Source organism: Mesorhizobium sp. M4B.F.Ca.ET.203.01.1.1 (genome assembly GCF_004791025.1).
GTDB classification, from domain to species: domain Bacteria; phylum Pseudomonadota; class Alphaproteobacteria; order Rhizobiales; family Rhizobiaceae; genus Mesorhizobium; species Mesorhizobium abyssinicae.
In genome coordinates, this window is record NZ_SRUO01000018.1 from 12,760 (window position 1) to 30,242 (window position 17,483).

14 protein-coding genes and 3 pseudogenes are annotated in these 17,483 nt (G+C 58.9%); 12 read left to right on the forward strand and 5 right to left on the reverse strand.

Features of this window, described 5'->3' with window-relative positions; genetic code table 11:
- The first annotated feature begins 592 nt into the window (after positions 1-592).
- The 12 genes and pseudogenes from EN846_RS27830 to EN846_RS27880 form a co-directional block, all read left to right on the forward strand.
- Positions 593-1,354, forward strand: coding sequence for a hypothetical protein (locus tag EN846_RS27830; RefSeq protein ID WP_135913981.1), 762 nt, complete (start codon positions 593-595; stop codon positions 1,352-1,354).
- A 147-nt stretch (positions 1,355-1,501) separates the two neighbouring features.
- Positions 1,502-2,461, forward strand: a complete 960-nt coding sequence (locus EN846_RS27835) for a GlxA family transcriptional regulator (RefSeq protein ID WP_135913982.1) — start codon at positions 1,502-1,504, stop codon at positions 2,459-2,461.
- 506 nt (positions 2,462-2,967) lie between these two features.
- Positions 2,968-3,217 (forward strand): annotated as a pseudogene (locus tag EN846_RS27840) (IS5/IS1182 family transposase); the annotation flags it as partial.
- A 300-nt stretch (positions 3,218-3,517) separates the two neighbouring features.
- A complete protein-coding gene (locus EN846_RS27845; RefSeq protein ID WP_135913983.1) occupies positions 3,518-5,125 on the forward strand; it encodes an ABC transporter substrate-binding protein in 1,608 nt (535 codons plus the stop codon).
- A complete protein-coding gene (locus EN846_RS27850; RefSeq protein WP_135913984.1) occupies positions 5,125-6,066 on the forward strand; it encodes an ABC transporter permease in 942 nt (313 codons plus the stop codon). Before EN846_RS27845 ends, EN846_RS27850 begins: the two co-directional genes overlap by 1 nt.
- Before the next feature lies 1 nt (position 6,067).
- A complete protein-coding gene (locus tag EN846_RS27855; RefSeq protein WP_135913985.1) occupies positions 6,068-6,949 on the forward strand; it encodes an ABC transporter permease in 882 nt (293 codons plus the stop codon).
- Positions 6,950-6,956: 7 nt separating this feature from the next.
- Entirely contained in the window at positions 6,957-7,958 is a 1,002-nt protein-coding gene (locus EN846_RS27860; RefSeq protein ID WP_189523721.1) for an ABC transporter ATP-binding protein, read from the forward strand.
- A complete protein-coding gene (locus EN846_RS27865) occupies positions 7,955-9,010 on the forward strand; it encodes a dipeptide ABC transporter ATP-binding protein (RefSeq protein ID WP_135913987.1) in 1,056 nt (351 codons plus the stop codon). The genes EN846_RS27860 and EN846_RS27865 overlap by 4 nt, the downstream gene beginning before the upstream one ends.
- A gap of 53 nt (positions 9,011-9,063) precedes the next feature.
- Positions 9,064-10,464: a CapA family protein gene (locus tag EN846_RS27870; RefSeq protein ID WP_135913988.1), complete on the forward strand. Its 1,401-nt coding sequence runs from the start codon at positions 9,064-9,066 to the stop codon at positions 10,462-10,464.
- A 234-nt stretch (positions 10,465-10,698) separates the two neighbouring features.
- Positions 10,699-11,142 carry a recombinase family protein gene (locus EN846_RS36010; protein WP_245518732.1) on the forward strand — a complete coding sequence of 148 codons (444 nt, stop codon included), beginning with the start codon at positions 10,699-10,701 and terminating at the stop codon, positions 11,140-11,142.
- Positions 11,049-11,756: a hypothetical protein gene (locus EN846_RS36015; protein ID WP_245518746.1), complete on the forward strand. Its 708-nt coding sequence runs from the start codon at positions 11,049-11,051 to the stop codon at positions 11,754-11,756. Before EN846_RS36010 ends, EN846_RS36015 begins: the two co-directional genes overlap by 94 nt.
- Positions 11,757-12,196: 440 nt before the next feature.
- Positions 12,197-12,359, forward strand: a pseudogene (locus tag EN846_RS27880) (IS5/IS1182 family transposase); the annotation flags it as partial.
- Positions 12,360-12,507: 148 nt separating this feature from the next.
- On the opposite strand, the gene EN846_RS27885 reads toward EN846_RS27880, so the two are convergent.
- The 5 genes and pseudogenes from EN846_RS27885 to EN846_RS35335 all read right to left on the reverse strand — a co-directional run bounded on the left by EN846_RS27885 (position 12,508) and on the right by EN846_RS35335 (position 16,415).
- On the reverse strand, positions 12,508-13,692 hold the full coding sequence (locus EN846_RS27885) for a glycine C-acetyltransferase (protein WP_135913989.1): 1,185 nt from the start codon (positions 13,690-13,692) through the stop codon (positions 12,508-12,510).
- Positions 13,693-13,756: 64 nt separating this feature from the next.
- Positions 13,757-14,716: an aminotransferase class IV gene (locus tag EN846_RS27890; RefSeq protein ID WP_245518733.1), complete on the reverse strand. Its 960-nt coding sequence runs from the start codon at positions 14,714-14,716 to the stop codon at positions 13,757-13,759.
- Positions 14,717-15,042: 326 nt separating this feature from the next.
- On the reverse strand, positions 15,043-15,498 hold the full coding sequence (locus EN846_RS27895) for an Lrp/AsnC family transcriptional regulator (RefSeq protein WP_135913990.1): 456 nt from the start codon (positions 15,496-15,498) through the stop codon (positions 15,043-15,045).
- 34 nt (positions 15,499-15,532) lie between these two features.
- Positions 15,533-15,771 (reverse strand): annotated as a pseudogene (locus tag EN846_RS27900) (hypothetical protein); the annotation flags it as partial.
- A 488-nt stretch (positions 15,772-16,259) separates the two neighbouring features.
- Complete coding sequence (locus EN846_RS35335) at positions 16,260-16,415, reverse strand: hypothetical protein (protein ID WP_189523713.1); 156 nt, start codon at positions 16,413-16,415, stop codon at positions 16,260-16,262.
- Positions 16,416-17,483 lie beyond the last annotated feature (1,068 nt).

Genomic DNA, 17,483 nt, shown 5'->3' on the forward strand with positions numbered 1-17,483 from the left:
ACTTACATCATCGCCCTCGAAGGGAATCCACCGTCCGGTCGCGAGCAGATCGACAGGAAGCTGCTGACCAACTTGCCGGTCGAAGATCTCTCCGTGGCTGTCGAAAAGCTCGGCTGGTAAGCCCTGCGCTGGAAGCGGAGGGGAGAACCATGCGTCCCGAATTCGCCCGCGTTTCCGAGGCTCAGGTCGCCGCTTACCTGCTGCAAATCGCCAAATCGCATGCTTGGCGGCTATCTCGCTCGCACCGGTGATCCGCGTCCTGTCGACATGGTCTCTTCTGGCGCGGCATGACCCGCTTCGGCACCAGCATTGGATGAGACCGACGATGTGGGAAACCGGACACTTCAGCGCAGGGTTAACGCCTGGCGATTGTCTGGACGGCTGTTTTGAAAATCGCTTGCTGAGGGTTCCGCCTGAGGATGGGTTATGATCAAGGTCCGGATGTGGACGCAGCAGAGCCTTGGCCGGATGCCGCAGATCGCCAAGGAGACAAGCTCTCTCGAATGATTTGACGGACTCAGAGTGGGATCAGCTCGCGACGCTGATGCCCAAACCTGGCTAGAACGGCCCTCAATTCGGAGGAGAACAAGACATGCACGTCATAGCGCTTCTGAAATCCGAAATGTTCGACGTCGAGATCGGTGGCCGGAAAGGCTCGATCTCAGACATCTTCCCGGCCTGGAATGCACATGACCGATTTGGCATGGTTATCGACAGTCCGCTCGGCGGTCTCGGTGCGACGCACCTACTGCAGATCGCGATCACTTCTTTTTACGATATAAAGCCCAGTCGTCGCGCCGAGCGGAAGATCTATCCGGAAATCTACGCGTTGCATTCAGGCAAGGGGTATGGCGCCCATACAGCGTTCGACTTCTGGCCTCGGCGGCGCGAAAAGATACTGCCGGATGACCCCCGCACCGTCCTAGATGCCATTAACGATTGCGGCATCACTAGGCTCGCCGTGCCAGACCGACTGCCACAAGATATAGAACATCGACCGAAGGAAGAGGACGCAGCGCTCGACCGAATCGTCACGGCAGTCGCCTATTCGCCCAGCGGCCGTGTCGGGAGACCTGATTTTATCGTCTCTGGCAACGACAAGCGCACCGAGTATAATCCGGGCCGTGTGTTGCGCCCGCCGGTAGTCCGTGAACCAGCCCCTCAACACAGGGGCGTGCTGATCAAGGAAGTCGATCCGAGTTACCGAAACTGGCTATTGGAAAGGGATGCCGATATCGGCGAAGTGGACCGCCTAGCCGCCGAACGACGGCGCGAAGCCATCCGAAATGGACAGGGTCTCGTTACCGAAAGTTATCGCTTCATTTCTGTGATTGACGCGCTGCGGTGTCTGTAGTTGGCACTCCCCATCAACGGCATTTACGGCGAACTCGATTGGACCGTTCACTGATAAGGCCTTGATCCTGATGCGAGCAGCATTGATTCTTGAACCCGGATCCGGAAGTGGCTTGTATACAAATTTGTCGCAGGAGTGGCCACATCTATGAATCTTGGCGGCAACGAAAAACGACCTGAGTGCGTCGAGTTCTTGCTGCTCGATCTGTTTTCCATGATGTCGGTGACCTGCGCGATTGAGCCGCTGAGGGCGGCCAATCGACTTCTCGGATTTGAGGCCTATAGCTGGCGCTTCTCTTCGGAGGATGGGTCAGCAGCCCATGCCTCCAACGGAATCTCCGTAAATGTGAACGAGCGCTTCGGCACTTCCGATGCACCCGAGTACCTGTTCGTCTGCGCAGGCATGACGTTCGTCGCGAAAGACCAGACCCGGTTGAATGTAATGTTGAAAAGGCGGGCACGCGAAGGGTGCCATATGGGCGCGCTGTCCATGGGCACCGTTTTTCTTGCCCGCGCAGGGCTGCTGACCGATGCGCGATGCACCCTGCACTGGGAAGGGCAGCCAGCTTTCCGCGAGGAATTTCCGTTCATTGAACTAAGCAATCAACTCTACGTCATCGACATGAACAGGTACACGTGCGCTGGCGGAACCGCCTCTCTCGACCTGATTCTGCACATCATCACGCAGGCACACGGCGCGGTTCTGGCACGGTCCATCGCCAACCAGTTTCAAGTCGAGCGTATCAGGACTGGGAATGTCGAACAGCGATCGGGCAGCTCCGTCCGCCTCGACACGCTGCCTCCGCACCTGGCGCAGGCCGTCGGACTGATGATGCGCAACTTCGAGAAACCTTTGAGTATCGGTTCAATCGCCCGCACCTTTGGATTGAGTGTCAGGAATCTCGAGCGTCTTTTTCAGCGGCATACAGGTTACCCGCCCGCCCGCTACTACAAGATCATTCGGCTCGAACACGCCCGGGATCTGCTGCTGCACACTAATCTTGCAAATGTTGATATCGCCATCGCGACTGGGTTCTGCTCGAGTTCCTATTTCTCAGCCTCGTATGCCGAGCATTTCGGACACACGCCGTCTCAGGAACGTCAGTAAATCCAGAATGGTGGACCGAGCGTATATGTCGGCCGCCTTCCGGAAGTTGCGGAGTTCCTTCCGCTCACGCAATTCCGACACTTGACTCCCTGACTTAGTTTGGTGGTTGGTCGTATAAACGGGACCCCTTAACGCTGGTGTCATCAAGACACTGTCGTCGCACCGCACTTTTCAACCGACTGGTTCACCGTGCGGCCGTGCGGCCGTCGTCCAGATCGAAGGATCGATCTATCGGCTCTCAGCACTGCGCGCCGAGCTCATCCCCAAACACCTGCTAGCCTTCATCACGCCACCGACACTAACCCACAGCGATTAGGGCCGTGCCGCCGCGACACCATGGGCAGCATGATGAAGACCTGCAACACACTCGGTCTCAGCTTCTGGGATATCTCGGCGACCGCCTCGGCGTCCCTAGCACCAAGATCCTACCGCTTCGGCGTTGGTGCATGGATCGTTCAGGTCTGAGTTAGGCAGGACGGAACCGCAACAGCCCTTGTGGTTTAGTCATGCCTTCCAAACACAATAGCGTCCGCCGTCATCGTCTCGAGAAGATGAAGTTCAGGGTGATGAACTGGCCAGAATATGTGGCAGGACTTCGTCATCGTGGCAGTTTGACCCTGTGGTACGCCGGAAGCCCTGACCAGGTATCAAACGCCAAGACGCAATACGCGTGGCGTCCCGCCCCGCTATTCTGATCTGGAGGCGGTGCTGCAGCTGATGGGGCAGACGCTCGATCATACCACCCTGAGCCGCCGAGTATAGCGCGACACGATCTGGGTTTCCTGCAATACGCGCTCTCACGTTGATGGCCGTGCTGCAGTCGGGCGCGGACATGGGCGGGAGATTACGAACTGCAGCCCACCCCCGCGCGATGCATTTCAAACCGTGCGGCTTTGTGCTGCTCGCATTTCAGCAGTCGCCGCATTTTGACGCAAGTTCTCTCTCCCTGGGGGTATTATTCCAAGGTGCCAATAATCACGCGACTCGATCGTGGGATCGACAAGGCACAAAACAAGCGCGGGTTAGTCGCACCGCTAGCTAAAAGGGGAACTAAACATGACAATTTCTCGACGAGAAATCCTCAAGGCCGGTTTGGCCGCCGGAACGGCTCTATCGATCCCTTCTGTCCTGCGGGCGCAATCGGCATCAGCTGCCTCGCGAACGGTGCACATGGTTAAGACGCACGCTTTGAGCATCTTCGACCCAATTTATACTGCGACGAATGTTACAGCAGACTACGGGGCGGCAATTTACGACACGCTGTTCTCGCTCGACTCGAAGTTCATGCCGCAGCCGCAAATGGTAGGGAAATGGGGCGTTTCGGACGACAAAAAGACTTATACCTTTGAGCTACGCGACGGCTTAGGCTGGCACGATGGCACTCCCGTCACCGCGGCAGATTGTGTTGCGTCGATCCGTCGCTGGGGCCAGGTGGCCCCAGGTGGGCAAATGCTCCTGGCGCGCGCTAGCGATATCTCCAAGAAGGACGATCAAATCTTCAAGATCGTACTCAAGGAGCCCTTAGGGCCCCTGGTCGATATCCTCGGGGATCTTACGCCGTCGTGTCTGTTCATCATGCGCGAGAAAGACGCGAACCGGCCCGCAACCGAGCAGGTTACCACGACCGTCGGCTCCGGACCATTTACGTTCAACGAAGCTCTTGCCAAACCCGGGGCAAGCTACGCCTTCGATCGAAACGAAAAATATGTACCCCGTAAAGAGCCGTCTGACGGTTTGGCTGGCGGAAAGATCGTGAACGTCGATCGCGTCATTTGGGACGTAATCGCCGACCAGCAGACCGCGATGGCGGCTTTGCAAGCTGGTGAGATTGATTATTACGAGACCCCGCCGGCTGACTTCTATTCCATGATCGAGAGCGATCCCAATCTCGAACTTCAGGTTCGGGACACCGGCCAGGACGCCGTCTTACGTATGAATCATTTGCAGCCACCATTTAACAACGTCAAGGCGCGCCAAGCGATCCTCCACCTAATTGATCAGGACGCGTTTATGCGCGTCATGGCCCCCGACCCAAAATACTCCAGTGCCATAACTTCGATCTTTGGAAGCACCCCACCTTATTCGAACGACGAAAACACTGGATGGTACAAGAAGGGAGGTAACCCGGAAAAGGCCAAGCAGCTTTTCAACGAGGCCGGTTATGCGGGCGAGAGGATAGTGATTCTCGATCCGACGGACTGGCACGAGGGGGACAATGCCTCGCAACTATTGGCTTCGGAGCTGCGGAAGATTGGGATCAATGCCGAACTCGCGTCTATGGATTGGGGTGCGCTCTCCGTTCGTCGGGCAAACAAGGGCCCGGTTGAGGACGGCGGCTGGAACATCTTCATTACGACCGAAAATGATTACGGGCTCAGCAATCCGCTCACAGATCCGATGTTACCCGCGAATGGCGACCAGGCTTGGTACGGCTGGCCGAAGAATGACGAATATGAAGCGCTGCGCGCCAAATGGGCAAATACCGAAGCGGTCGAAGAACGAAAGGACTTGGCCCGCAGGATGCAGGCAATCTGGTGGGACTTCGTCGGTGATGTGAGGTTGGGAAAATACGTTGTTCCTATCGCGCGCCGGAAGACTCTGACTGGACTGATCGGCGTGCCGCAACTGGTCCCGATGTGGAACATGAAAAAGGTTCCGGCCTAATGACTGGTTATATCGTTCGCAGAATTGTTTCGACCATCGCCGTCATGGCGATGGTCGGGATCTTCGTGTTCCTGCTTCTCAGACTTGCACCGGGGGACCCGGCGGTGATGATCGCCGGGAGGTCGGCCACGGAGGAGGTGATCGCCGGCATCCGCGAGCAACTGGGACTGAACGATCCTCTGCCGCTTCAATTCATGCGTTGGGTGCGAGACATGCTCGGCGGCGATTTCGGCGTCTCGATCTTTTCCGGACGACCGGTTCTCGAGCTCATTTCGCAACGGCTTGAACCGACGCTTTCCCTGTCAGTCCTGACGATGATCCTTTCGGTGTCGGTCGGGGTCTCTTTCGGCATCCTTGCCGCTTGGCGAACTGGCGGTCTCATCGACCGCCTCCTGGCGGCCTTTTCCGCGTTTGGGTATTCCGTTCCGGTGTTTGTCATCGGCTATTTCCTCATATACGTCTTCGCGATCAGGACACACTGGTTGCCGGTCCAGGGATATAAGCCGATCGAAATTGGTCTCTGGCCCTGGTTCGTGCACCTGATCCTGCCCACCGTGGCCTTGGGCCTCGGCTACATTGCATTCATCGCCCGGGTTACGCGGGCGAGCATGCTGGAAGTCCTGTCGGAAGACTATATGCGAACGGCCGCCGCCAAGGGGGCTTCGTCCTATGCCATGCTTGTCCACCATGCGTTGAAGAATGCCGGCGTGCCGATCCTGACCGTGATCGGCATAAGCTTCGCCTATCTGATCGGCGGCGTCGTCCTCACCGAAACAGTGTTCAACATACCCGGCATCGGTCGTCTGGTGGTGGATGCAATCAACAACCGCGACTATCCCATCATCCAGAGTGTGCTCATCCTGACTTCGGGTCTGTACGTCCTTATCAATCTCACGGTCGATCTGACCTACACGCTGATCGATCCCCGCATCCGGTACTGATATGACCCTCCTCTCCGCACCAGTTGAATACGTTCCGACGGGCCGCCTGCGAATATCTGACCTTCCTCGTCTGGCAAGGCGTCATCCACTGGTCATTGCAGGCGGCGGCCTGTTGGCGCTTCTGGTCATGCTGGCGCTCGCTGCCCCGATTTACGCCGGCGATCCGGCAAACATGGATCCGTTCAAGCGCCTCCAGCCGCCTTCCGCCGAGATGTGGTTCGGGAGCGACAATCTGGGCCGGGACGTGTTTGCGCGAACGATCTTCGGCGCCCGGATCTCCCTCATGGTCGGATTGATGTCGGCGGCATGCGCTGCTCTTGCCGGGGCTCTGATCGGTATCATCGCCGGCTATAGCCGCAGCTTTGACAACGTCGTCATGCGGGTCATGGACGGCCTGATGTCCATCCCGACCATTTTGCTTGCCATCGCCCTTATTTCTCTTACAGGCCCCGGCATTGGCATTCTCGTCGTCGCCATTGCGATTCCCGAGACGCCCGCCGTCGCGCGGCTGGTTCGGTCGGTGGTTCTGGGTGTTCGCGAGCGTCCCTATGTGGAGGCCGCGATCTGCGGCGGTGCGCGCCTGCCCAAGGTGCTGTGGCGGCATATCCTGCCAAGCACCATTCCGCCGCTGATGGTCCAGGGGGCTACTGTCTGCGCCAGCGCGATCCTGACGGAGGCGGGACTGAGTTTCCTCGGCGTGGGCGTGCCGCCCGAGATTCCGAGCTGGGGCAACATGATCGCCAGTTCGCGCCTGTATCTCGCCATCGCCCCGTTGACCATCTTTGCCCCAGGCATCTGTCTTGCCGTCACGGTCCTTGCCGTCAACCTGCTCGGGGACGGTTTGCGTGACCTGTTCGACCCCCGCGCCAAGCGGAGGCGCTAACGTGCAGATGCATAAAACTGTAGGGAACGATGTGCTTCTCGATGTTCGAGGCCTTGAGACGCGCTTTTACGGCGAAGACAGCGTTACCCGGGCCCTCGGCGGCATCAGCTTCCAGGTGAAGAAAGGCGAGACGCTCGGCGTCGTCGGCGAATCGGGATGCGGCAAGAGCGTCACTGCCCTCTCCATCCTTCGACTGCTACCGAAGCTCACGGCCAAGACCGTCGGCGGCGAGATCCGCTTTCACGGGCGTGACCTCCTCGACCTGTCTGATCGGGAGATGCGACAGATCCGCGGCGACCAGATCGCCATGATCTTCCAGGAGCCAATGACGAGCCTGAATCCGGTCTATACGGTCGGCCACCAGATAGCCGAGGCGGTGCAGATCCACACTAAAGCATCCCGCTCCGTGGCCATGGAAAAGGCCGCAGAGATGCTCCGTCTCGTCCGCATCGCGGACCCCGAGCGTCGCGTCAGCAACTATCCCCATGAGATGTCAGGCGGCATGCGCCAACGCGTCGTGATCGCGATGGCCCTTGCCTGCTCCCCGGAACTGTTGATTGCCGACGAGCCGACGACCGCGCTTGATGTCACCATCCAGGCACAGATCCTGCGGCTCATCGTCGATCTCAAAGAGCGCACGGGAACGGCAGTCATGTTCATAACGCATGACCTAGGCGTTGTAGCCGAGACATGCCAACGCGTGATCGTGATGTATGCCGGCCGGATCGTAGAACAAGCGAACGTGATAGATCTGTTTGCGCGTCCCGCGCACCCCTACACCCAGGGCCTCATGCGATCGGTGCCTGATCCGCGGCGTGGCCGCCAGCGGCGCCTTCCAGAAATTCCCGGGATTGTGCCAAACCTGCGCGAGCCCATTGTCGGCTGCAGCTTTGCGCCTCGCTGCCCATTCGCTATCGATATGTGCCGAGAGAAGACACCCATCCTGCGTGATGTCGGGTCGAGCCACGCCGCGGCTTGCTGGCGCGCTGAAGAGGTGATGGGCGCATGAACTGTCCTCTGCTGAAAGTCGAGAATCTGACCAAGCATTATCCGCTTGGGGCGGGATTCCTCAAGAAGACCATCCCGGTGATCCGAGCGGTGGATGATGTATCCTTTTCCGTCGAGGCCGGCGAGACGCTTTGCATCGTCGGTGAATCCGGCTGCGGCAAGTCCACCGTTGCACGCCTATTAATGCGGCTCGTGGACCCGACTAGTGGACGCGTGCTGATCGATGGCACCGATATTGCAGGCCTCAAGAAGCACGATCTTCGCGCGTATCGCCGTCGGATGCAGATGGTGTTTCAGGATCCTTACTCGTCGCTAAACCCGCGTCTCACCGCCGGACTGATTATCACCGAACCGGTCGAAAATTATGTGCGTCTCACCCGCAAGCAACGCGAGGCCCTTGCCGCGGACCTTCTCCAGAAGGTGGGAATGTCGCCCGAGATGATGCACAGGCATCCGTCCGAGCTGTCGGGTGGCCAGCGCCAGCGGCTCGGCATCGCACGCGCCCTGTCACTCCAGCCCTCGCTTATCATCGCTGACGAAGCAGTATCGGCCCTTGATGTTTCCGTGCAGGCACAGATCCTCAACCTGCTCATGGATCTGCAACAACAGATGGGTATCGCTTTCGTCTTCATCTCGCATGACCTTGGCGTTGTGGAGCATATCGGCCATCGCGTCGCGGTCATGTATTTGGGCCGGATCGTGGAGCTCTCCTCATGCGAGGCGCTGTTCGCTAAGCCGGTCCACCCCTACACCGAGGCGCTACTCGCGGCGGCACCTGTCCCGGATCCCACGCGAGTTCGACTGGAGGCGCCCGTCGAGGGCGAGGTGCCAAGCCCGATCAACCCGCCGACCGGGTGTGCGTTTCATCCCCGTTGCCCGCTCGCTGTCGAGCGCTGCCGCATCGACGTGCCACCTTTGGTGCCAATGGCAGACGGGCGGGCGGTGGCCTGTCATGTGCGTGCTCCAGCCTCTGACATCCCGGTCCAACCGGCTGTAGCGGACGATCATTCGCCTGCTGATGTACTTGAGCCTCATCCGAGCCCGACGCATTGAGAAACAAGTGTAGACCAGTGAAACTGATGCTCTTGAAACAAAGGAAATAGCATATGGCTTCTCACGAAGATGGTCACCTTTCGACCCTCCGGGATGGTGGCTTTGATGCAGTGGGTTCAATCGACACGAACGTTGCAGACGGTTTCACTATGGCGGCAGTCGGCGACCTTCTTTACGCCGGGCCTGTAACAAAAGGCTATCATCCAGGCTTTGCCGATGTTCTCAGGATCTTCGATGGAGTGGACGTCCAGTTCGGCAATTTGGAAACCAACATCCTGGATGTTCAGTCTAAAGGGTGCCCGCAAGCCGAGTACGGCGGCGCATATTTGATCGGTGTTCCGGAGCTTGGAGCTGATTTGAAAGCGATGGGCTTCAATATGGTTAGTCGCGCCAATAACCATACACTGGACTGGGGTGTCGAAGGTATGCGCGAGACAACCCGGGCACTTGATGAAAACGGCATCGTCCATGCGGGTGCCGGCGAGAATCTCGCGCAAGCCGGTTCGGCCCGGTTTTTGGAAACGCCCCGCGGGCGTGTGGCGATGGTGTCATTTGCTACAACCTTCATGCCCATGGCCCGAGCGTGCGACCCCGCCGGCGAGGCGCCGGGCAGGCCAGGACTGAACTCCCTTCGCTTGGCAAAAAGCATAGTGGTTCCACCGGAGATGCTAGAGCAGCTCCGGCAGGTCCGCGAGTTACTTCCTTGGTATGTCCCCGCGCCGAAAGATGCATCGCGTGTGGTTATTGGCGAGGTAGTTTTCAAGTCAGGGGAAATAGCAGGATACAGCTTTGAACCCAGTTCGCGCGACGTCGACAATATTCTGCGCAATTTGCGTCGTGGGAAGCAGTTCGCGGATTTCTGCATGGCCACGAACCACGGACACGAGCCGGGGGAATTCACCGACCAACCGCCTGATTATGAGCAAACATTTGCTCGTAAGACGATCGACGCCGGAGCCGATGCCTACATAAATCACGGACCGCATCATGTGCGGGGCATCGAAATCTATAAAGGCCGGCCCATCTTTTACGGCTTGGGGAATTTCTTTAACCAAGACTTAAGAACGCCGATCGGGGCTGACATGTTTGATGCACACGGTAAAGATCCGAGGTTCAATACGGATGCGGACGTAACAGCTCATGAAATGGCAGTAGGCTATCCAATTCAAGAGGGCTTTATATCGCTTTCCGCTCCACTTTACTATGAGAGCGTGATAAGCGTAAGCCGTTACGAGAAAAATCAGCTTGCCGAACTGAGATTGTATCCAATTGAGCTTCGGCGCACACAGCGGTTGGCGAACCGAGGGGTGCCACGCTTGGCATCCGCGCCGCAAGCAAAGGCCATTCTCGAGCGGCTACAGAAGCTGTCGAAGCCATTTGGCACCAAGGTCGAGATTGAAAACGAGGTTGGAGTAATCCGGAGTGCGGCCCAGCTTGGCGCGTGCGGTATGTAAGGCGTTATCAACTTAACTCGCGTTCAGGGATTTGCGTATAGACCCGACGGCATGAACACCGCGACCGGCGATGTCACGTTGTCTAAATATAAACGCGTTGAGACCTGCGGCCGCTGATGTCGGCTGACCGTTGGTGCACGGATCGTTTAGCGGTCTAAGCTAAGCAGGACGGGACCGCAACATTGTGGCTTAGTCATGCCTTCCAAACACAATAGCGCACGTGTTGACGCTCCGGTGCCCGAGAAGATCGGCGACCTGCGCGTGCTGCAGATCCTGCACAACCCGCGATATGCCGGTGGATTCGTCTATGGACGCACGCGCAAAGCCTACAATGCCAAGCTCAAGTCCGTGCAGCTGCGCGTGGCGAAATCCGATTGGGAGGTTCTGATACCCGAAGCCCGCGAGGGCTACATTTCCTGGGCCGAGTGCGAGCGCAATCAGACTACCCTGGAACAGAACGCCGCCGGCTTTTCTCCTGGCCTGCGCGGACGCATGCCCCGCCAGGGCAGCGGTCTGTTGCACGGCTGCTGTGCGGCCGCTGCGGTGCACGCATGCGCGTCCATTACGAGCCATTCGAGGGGCGACTGCGCCCGTATTATGTCTGCAACGAAGCCGTCGTGCGGCACGCCGGCAAACATTGCCAATGGATGCGCGGCGCTCGAGTCGACCACGCGGTGAGCGCGCTCCTGCTGGAGGCGATGGCGCCGGCAGCGATCGACGTCGCGCTTGCCGTGCAGCAGGAGATCACCCAGCGCGTGGAGGAGGCCGCGGCCCTGCGCGGCACGCAGCTGCAACGCGCCCGCTACGAGGCTGCACTGGCCCGCCGGCGCTACCTTAAGGTCGATCCGGACTGCCTGGTCGCCGACGCGCTGGAAGCCGACTGGAACGCACGGCTGCGCGACCTCGACGCACTCCAGCGCGAGCACGACCGCCAGAACGAAGCCGACCGCTCGCTGCTGGATGAGCCAGCGCAGAAGCGCATCAGGGCGCTGGCCGCCGATTTCCCGCGCATCTGGAACGACGAGCGCACCGGTGCCGTCGAACGCAAGCGCATGCTCGGCCTTCTCATCGAAGATGTGACGCTGCTCGTCGAGGAGCAGGTCAACATCCATATCCGCTGGCGCGGCGGGCGCACGCAGAGCCTGTCGGTGACCAGACCGCGGCCCATGTCAGTGATACGCAAGACGCCGGCACAGGTCGTGGCGTTGATGAATGAGCTGCTGGAGACCGCCAACGACCAGCAGATCGCCGCCCGTCTCAATGAACTCGCGGCATCGCAACTGGCGCGGTGAACCCTTCACCCTGAAGAAGGTCATGCTCGTGCGCCGCACCTATGGAGTGAAGAACCGGTACGAACGGGAGATGCGGAATGCTGACCGGCGAGGAAGTAGCCCAGCAGCTCGGCGTGTGCGCCTCGACCGTTCACCAACTCGGGCGAAAGGGCATTCTCAAGCGCCATCGATACGCCACCAACCATCGATACCTGTACGAACCGGGGCAACGTCAGACTGAAAAAGGCGCCGGCAGTCGATATGGAAGCGCATCATCAAGCCATAGCGCCGGTAGGTGGCGTTGATCGTGCCCTAGGCACCGGCCCCGTGAGCAATGGCTGTCTTCTCGTGTCAATCCGCACGGGGCGCCGCGACGCCGCCCAGCCGGGCGAAGCAGGCCGAGTGGCACGACAGCCACCACAGCATGTCCTTGGCGGTCGACCAGATGATCGCCTCCTTACGTCGAGACCGCAATAGGGCGATACAAGTCGATCTGGGCGGCGTTTGCGGGCACGGTCGGTTCCCGTTCAGCAGACCGAAGTCGCCATCGGCTGCACCGTGTTCAACTGCATGCTTGCCTGCGCACGCTCGAAATCCGCCCGCCGCAAGGCAAAGGAAGCGTAGCCCGCGCGGTCATCAAAGATCAAGACCCGTCATGCTCCAGATCTGTGCACCACGCCGCGCCGAAGCAGCTAACGCACATACTCTGACGAGACTCTAATTTAGAATTCGCCGGAAGCTCTGTGGCGGCGAGGCAGTTAGAGACTGCCGGTTATATGATCGACAGTTCCCTTGCTACCTCGGCAAACGCCTCAACCGCACGATTAACGTCCGCAGTCGAATGCGCCGCCGACATTTGCGTGCGGATTCGCGCCTGGCCCTTCGGTACCACCGGAAACGAGAAGCCGATGACATAGATGCCGCGCTTCAGCATGCGCGCCGCCATCTCCTGCGCCAGTGTCGCATCGCCGAGCATGACCGGGATGATCGGATGATCGGCGCCGGCCAGGGTAAAGCCGAGCTTGCCCATTTCAGACCGGAACCGCGCCGCATTGGCATAGAGGCGCTGACGCAGCGCATCGCCATTTTCGATCAGTTCAAACACCCGGATCGAGGCGCCGGCGATCGCCGGCATCAGCGTGTTGGAAAACAGATAGGGACGCGAGCGCTGGCGCAGCCAGTCGACCACCTGGCTCTTGCCCGATGTGTAGCCGCCCGACGCGCCGCCGAGTGCCTTGCCGAGCGTGCCGGTGATGATGTCCACCCTGCCCTCGACGCCACAATGCTCGGCCGAGCCGCGGCCGTTCTTGCCAACGAAGCCGACTGCATGGCTGTCATCCACCATCACCATTGCATCGTACTTCTCGGCGAGATCGCAGACGCCCTTCAGATTGGCGATGATGCCGTCCATGGAAAATACACCATCGGTGGCGATCAGCCGAAAACGGCAATCCCTTGCCTCCTTCAACCGGGCTTCCAGATCGGCCATGTCGTTGTTGGCGTAGCGGAAGCGCTTCGCCTTCGACAGCCGCACGCCGTCGATGATCGAAGCGTGGTTCAGCGCGTCGGAGATGACTGCATCCTCCTCGCCGAGCAGCGTCTCGAACAGGCCGCCATTGGCATCGAAGCACGAGCCGTAGAGGATCGTATCCTCCATGCCGAGGAAGCCAGAAATCGTCGCCTCGAGCTGCTTGTGCTCTTCCTGCGTGCCGCAGATGAAACGCACCGACGCCATGCCGTACCCGTAGCGGTCAAGCGCCTGCTTGGCCGCGTCGCGCAATTCGGCGCTGTCTGCGAGCCCGAGATAGTTGTTGGCGCAGAAATTCAGCACCTTTTCGCCGCCGACTTCGATCTCGGCCGACTGCATCGAAGAGATCACTCGCTCGGATTTGTAAAGGCCCGCCGACTTCAGGCCGGCGAGTTCATTCGAGAGATGAGAAATGAAAGCGCCGGTCATCGGCATACTCACGGCAGCAAAGACTTCCCCGCTGGGGAGGAGCGCTCGACAATATATCGCGGTACTATGCGTAATTTACCGCGGTCGACCATGCGGGATCGGCATGCTTCTCCCAATACAGGTCTGTCAGCTGGCGTGTTAGAGCGCCAACCTTGCCGTCGCCGACAACGGTCTCGTCAATCTTGGATACCGGCATGATCCCGCCCGCTGTAGACGTGATGAAAACCTCATCGGCACCCTTCAGCTCGTCGCGATCAATGTCGCCGGCACTGACGGAAAGGCCCAATTCGCCGCATAGATCAAATACGGTCTGCCGGGTAATGCCTGCAAGGACGCCATAAGCCGGCGTCTTCAAGCGGCCGTCTTTGACGGTGAAAACGTTAAAGCCAGGCCCTTCGGCAATGTTGTCGTTGATGTCGACGATCAATGCAGTTTCGGCGCCGTAGTCATACGCATCGAACAGGCCCTTTACTAGATCGAGCCAGTGATAGTTCTTGATGGATGGATCGATCGACTTGGGCGGGATCCGAACGGTGTTGCTGATGGCGACATGCAGGCCGCGCTCAAGCTGCTCCTTGTTGGCGACCGACCCGAAAGGCACCGCGAATGCGATGAACCTGTTCTCCGACTGGCGCGGGTCACGGCTAAAGGTGGGCGACCCGCCTCGCGTGCAGATCATTTCGACATAGGCCGACTTGTGCCCGGATAGCGCCACACAGGTCGACAGGATCTTTTCGATCTCAGTGGGGTTGTAGGGGATCTTCATGCGGAGCTTTTCCATCCCGCGGAAGAACCGGTCCAGATGCAGGTCCAGCCTGAAGAACCTTCCGTCCCATACATGAACGGTATCATAGGTGGCATCGGAATGCAGAAAGCCCCAGTCCAGGACGGACACCTTGGCTTCGGACATCGGCAGGTACTGACCGTCCATGAAGGCTATGCCATGAGGATAGTGCCGTTGATCCCGGTGCCGTTGTTCTATGGCTGGGTGAGCCGTTGCAGGTTCGGCTGCAGTAAGTGTCATTCCTGAGTCCTCCAAATCTTGCAATCCAGGCGCTCCGCACACCCGGTTACGATTTGCCGTCGCGGAACCGCCCAGCGGCTTCACGTCTCAGCAATTCAAATGTTGGCGCACCTCAGACCGCCAGCACGCCGCGCGTGCCAGATATCGTCAGCGCGATCGATCGCCTGAGCGGAGCCATAAGCCCTTTCGAGGCCGGCCGCCGGTCACCCGACGATCAATTAAATCGCAGACTTCGATGCACTGATTGCGATCAAATTGGCGCCCCGGCCGCAACGCACGCTTCAAAAACGGGGGAGGAGTGGCGGAAACGTTCAGCCTTAAAAGGGCTACACTAAAACCCGGGGCTCAAACTTCACGCGGTCCAACGCAATCAAGCTCCTGAACTTGCGGACGTTGGCATTTGTATACAGTTTGGTCTTTATAAAAATGTCAAAGGCCTCGACGTCCTCCACCACTACAACAAGGACGAAGTCAGCATCACCTGTAACCATATAGCATTGACTGACTTCTTTCGCCGCCCTCATCGCTCGCTTGAAGTCATCGACAAGATCTAAACGCTCGCGATCGAGCTCCACTGTCACGACGACGGTCAGCGACTTTCCGAGCGCTTTGGAGTCGACAAGGCAGATATCAGCGATGATAACGCCGTCGGCGCGTAACTTATTGACGCGGCGCATGCATGAGGCCGCAGAGGAACCCACGAAGTCCGCTAGCTCGGCAAAAGATAACCTGTTGTTCTTTTGAAGCGCGCCGAGTATCCGCCTGTCAAGGTCATCTATCATCCCAATACCCCCGAGACGAAATCACGATGAGGCTTTAGCGATCCGAAACGCTCGTTGCAAGATCGGACGCGCAATGAAACGCCACCTGCCGTGGGTGCACGGATCTGGAGCATGACGGATCTCGATCTTTGAAGACGCGCAAACGTCGCCCGTTGATCGACTTGTATCGCCCTATGGCGTCTCGACGAGCGAGCGTTTGCCGTAACCGTTGGAGGCCTGCCATTTCATCCGGCCGTTTCTGCTGATTGCGGCGATATGCCGGTCCCTTTGGCCGGAAGGTCCATCGTCGTCCTTCGACAACGGCGGCCCGACCGCAAGCCATCCTACGTCTTATCGTCTGCGAGGTCATCCTCGACTAGGAGCGCTTCCAAGGCCAAGTCTGGTTCAGGATCCTGTGGCAGACAGGATCCGCAAGCGAGCACACCCTCCAAAGGCGGGTCCACACGTATGGCGACTACATCGATCTGGAGCGGCTGCAGAGCCGAGTGATCGAACTCAACGCCTCAGGCAAATGGACAGGGAGATCGCGGCGGCCTTGAACGCGGAAGGCTTTGTCGCAGCACGCGACCGCGCGTTCAGTTCAAATGTCTGGCCTCTGCGCACGTTGGGGCATCCCTATCGTTTAGATCAACGGGACGAGCGCCAATCCCGACCTATGGCCAGACGGAACCTGCTCTGTTCAAGGGTCGGCGGCCACCCGGGGGGCACACCACCAACCGTCTTCGACTATCTCGCACGCGGCTTGCTCGAGGGGCATCAGCTCACAAAGGGGCAGCCTGGGCAAATCGAACTCCAGACGACCAGATCAGCACACTGCGGGTACGGATCGCAACGCAATAGGCGATCAAGGAAGGAGGCTTTATGACAACTTCGGTGATCCCGCAATGACCGTCGCCGCCATCGACCGCCTCGTCCACCACGCCATTCTCCTTGACTCCACGGCGACAGCTACGGTCTTCGCGAAAAGCGTCGGTTCGGCCTTCTGCAGAAGGCCGGACCGACGTTTGAACCCAACAAAACAAACCAGTGAAAGGGGCGCATTGCCTCAAGGAAAAAGTACCGAGCGGCTTCGTTGCCTCACCTAAAATGTTACCGGAGAAGGCTCATGCCGCCATTATGCCTTCACCCTTGGGGCGGAAGACGAAGATGACACATGCCATGCGCATGGAACTGGCCAAGTCAGGGAGCGCTAATGCGGCCGCAACGACTAAAGGCAATCGCCGGATAAGTTCATTGCGGCGACGGGGTATCACGGAAAGTCCGCAATCCGTATCCTGAACAGCCACCCGGAGCCGAAGCACCGCCAGGCCCGTCAGCGGCCGTCGCTCTATGATGAGGGCGCCCGGAGCCGCCTTGATTGTACTGTGGGAAGCTTCCAATCGAGTTTGCGGCAAGCGGCTCAAGGCACTGCTGCCCATTTTATTGCCGGCGCTGGAACACCAATGAACATTTGAAGCTTGAGGAGGAGATACGCCACAAGATCCTGTCGATGAGCGCCGCCACGATCGACCGCTTGCTCCATATGCCAAGGCGCAACATGCGTACGAGAAAGCCGGCAAGGGTTGTGCCAGGGCCGCGGCGGCGCGTAAATGCGCACCTTTGCCGACAGGAACGAGCGGCTTCCCGGCAGCATGGAAATGGACCCGGTGGGCCATTGTGGAGAGGCCAACCGCGGTAGCTACCAACAGCCTGGTTCTTGACCATATCGGGAGCGGATGGACAGAGGCCCCGCCCATCGTGGTGCGAGAAAGCACGCTCGTGGTCGAGACACTCGAACGCATCCGCATGAATCTGACGCGCAGAACCCACTTCTTGGGAGGGAGACGTGCATTGATATTGCCAGAGTGTCGCGTACGCGACACGGTGATGTTCGACTTCGCCTCCTACTGCACTCTCATGTAAGCATTTGAGTTGATGTGCAGAAATTCGCTTTTATGGCCTCTTCTCAGCCTGGCACAATTTTTGAAGCATCTCTTGTGAGGCGG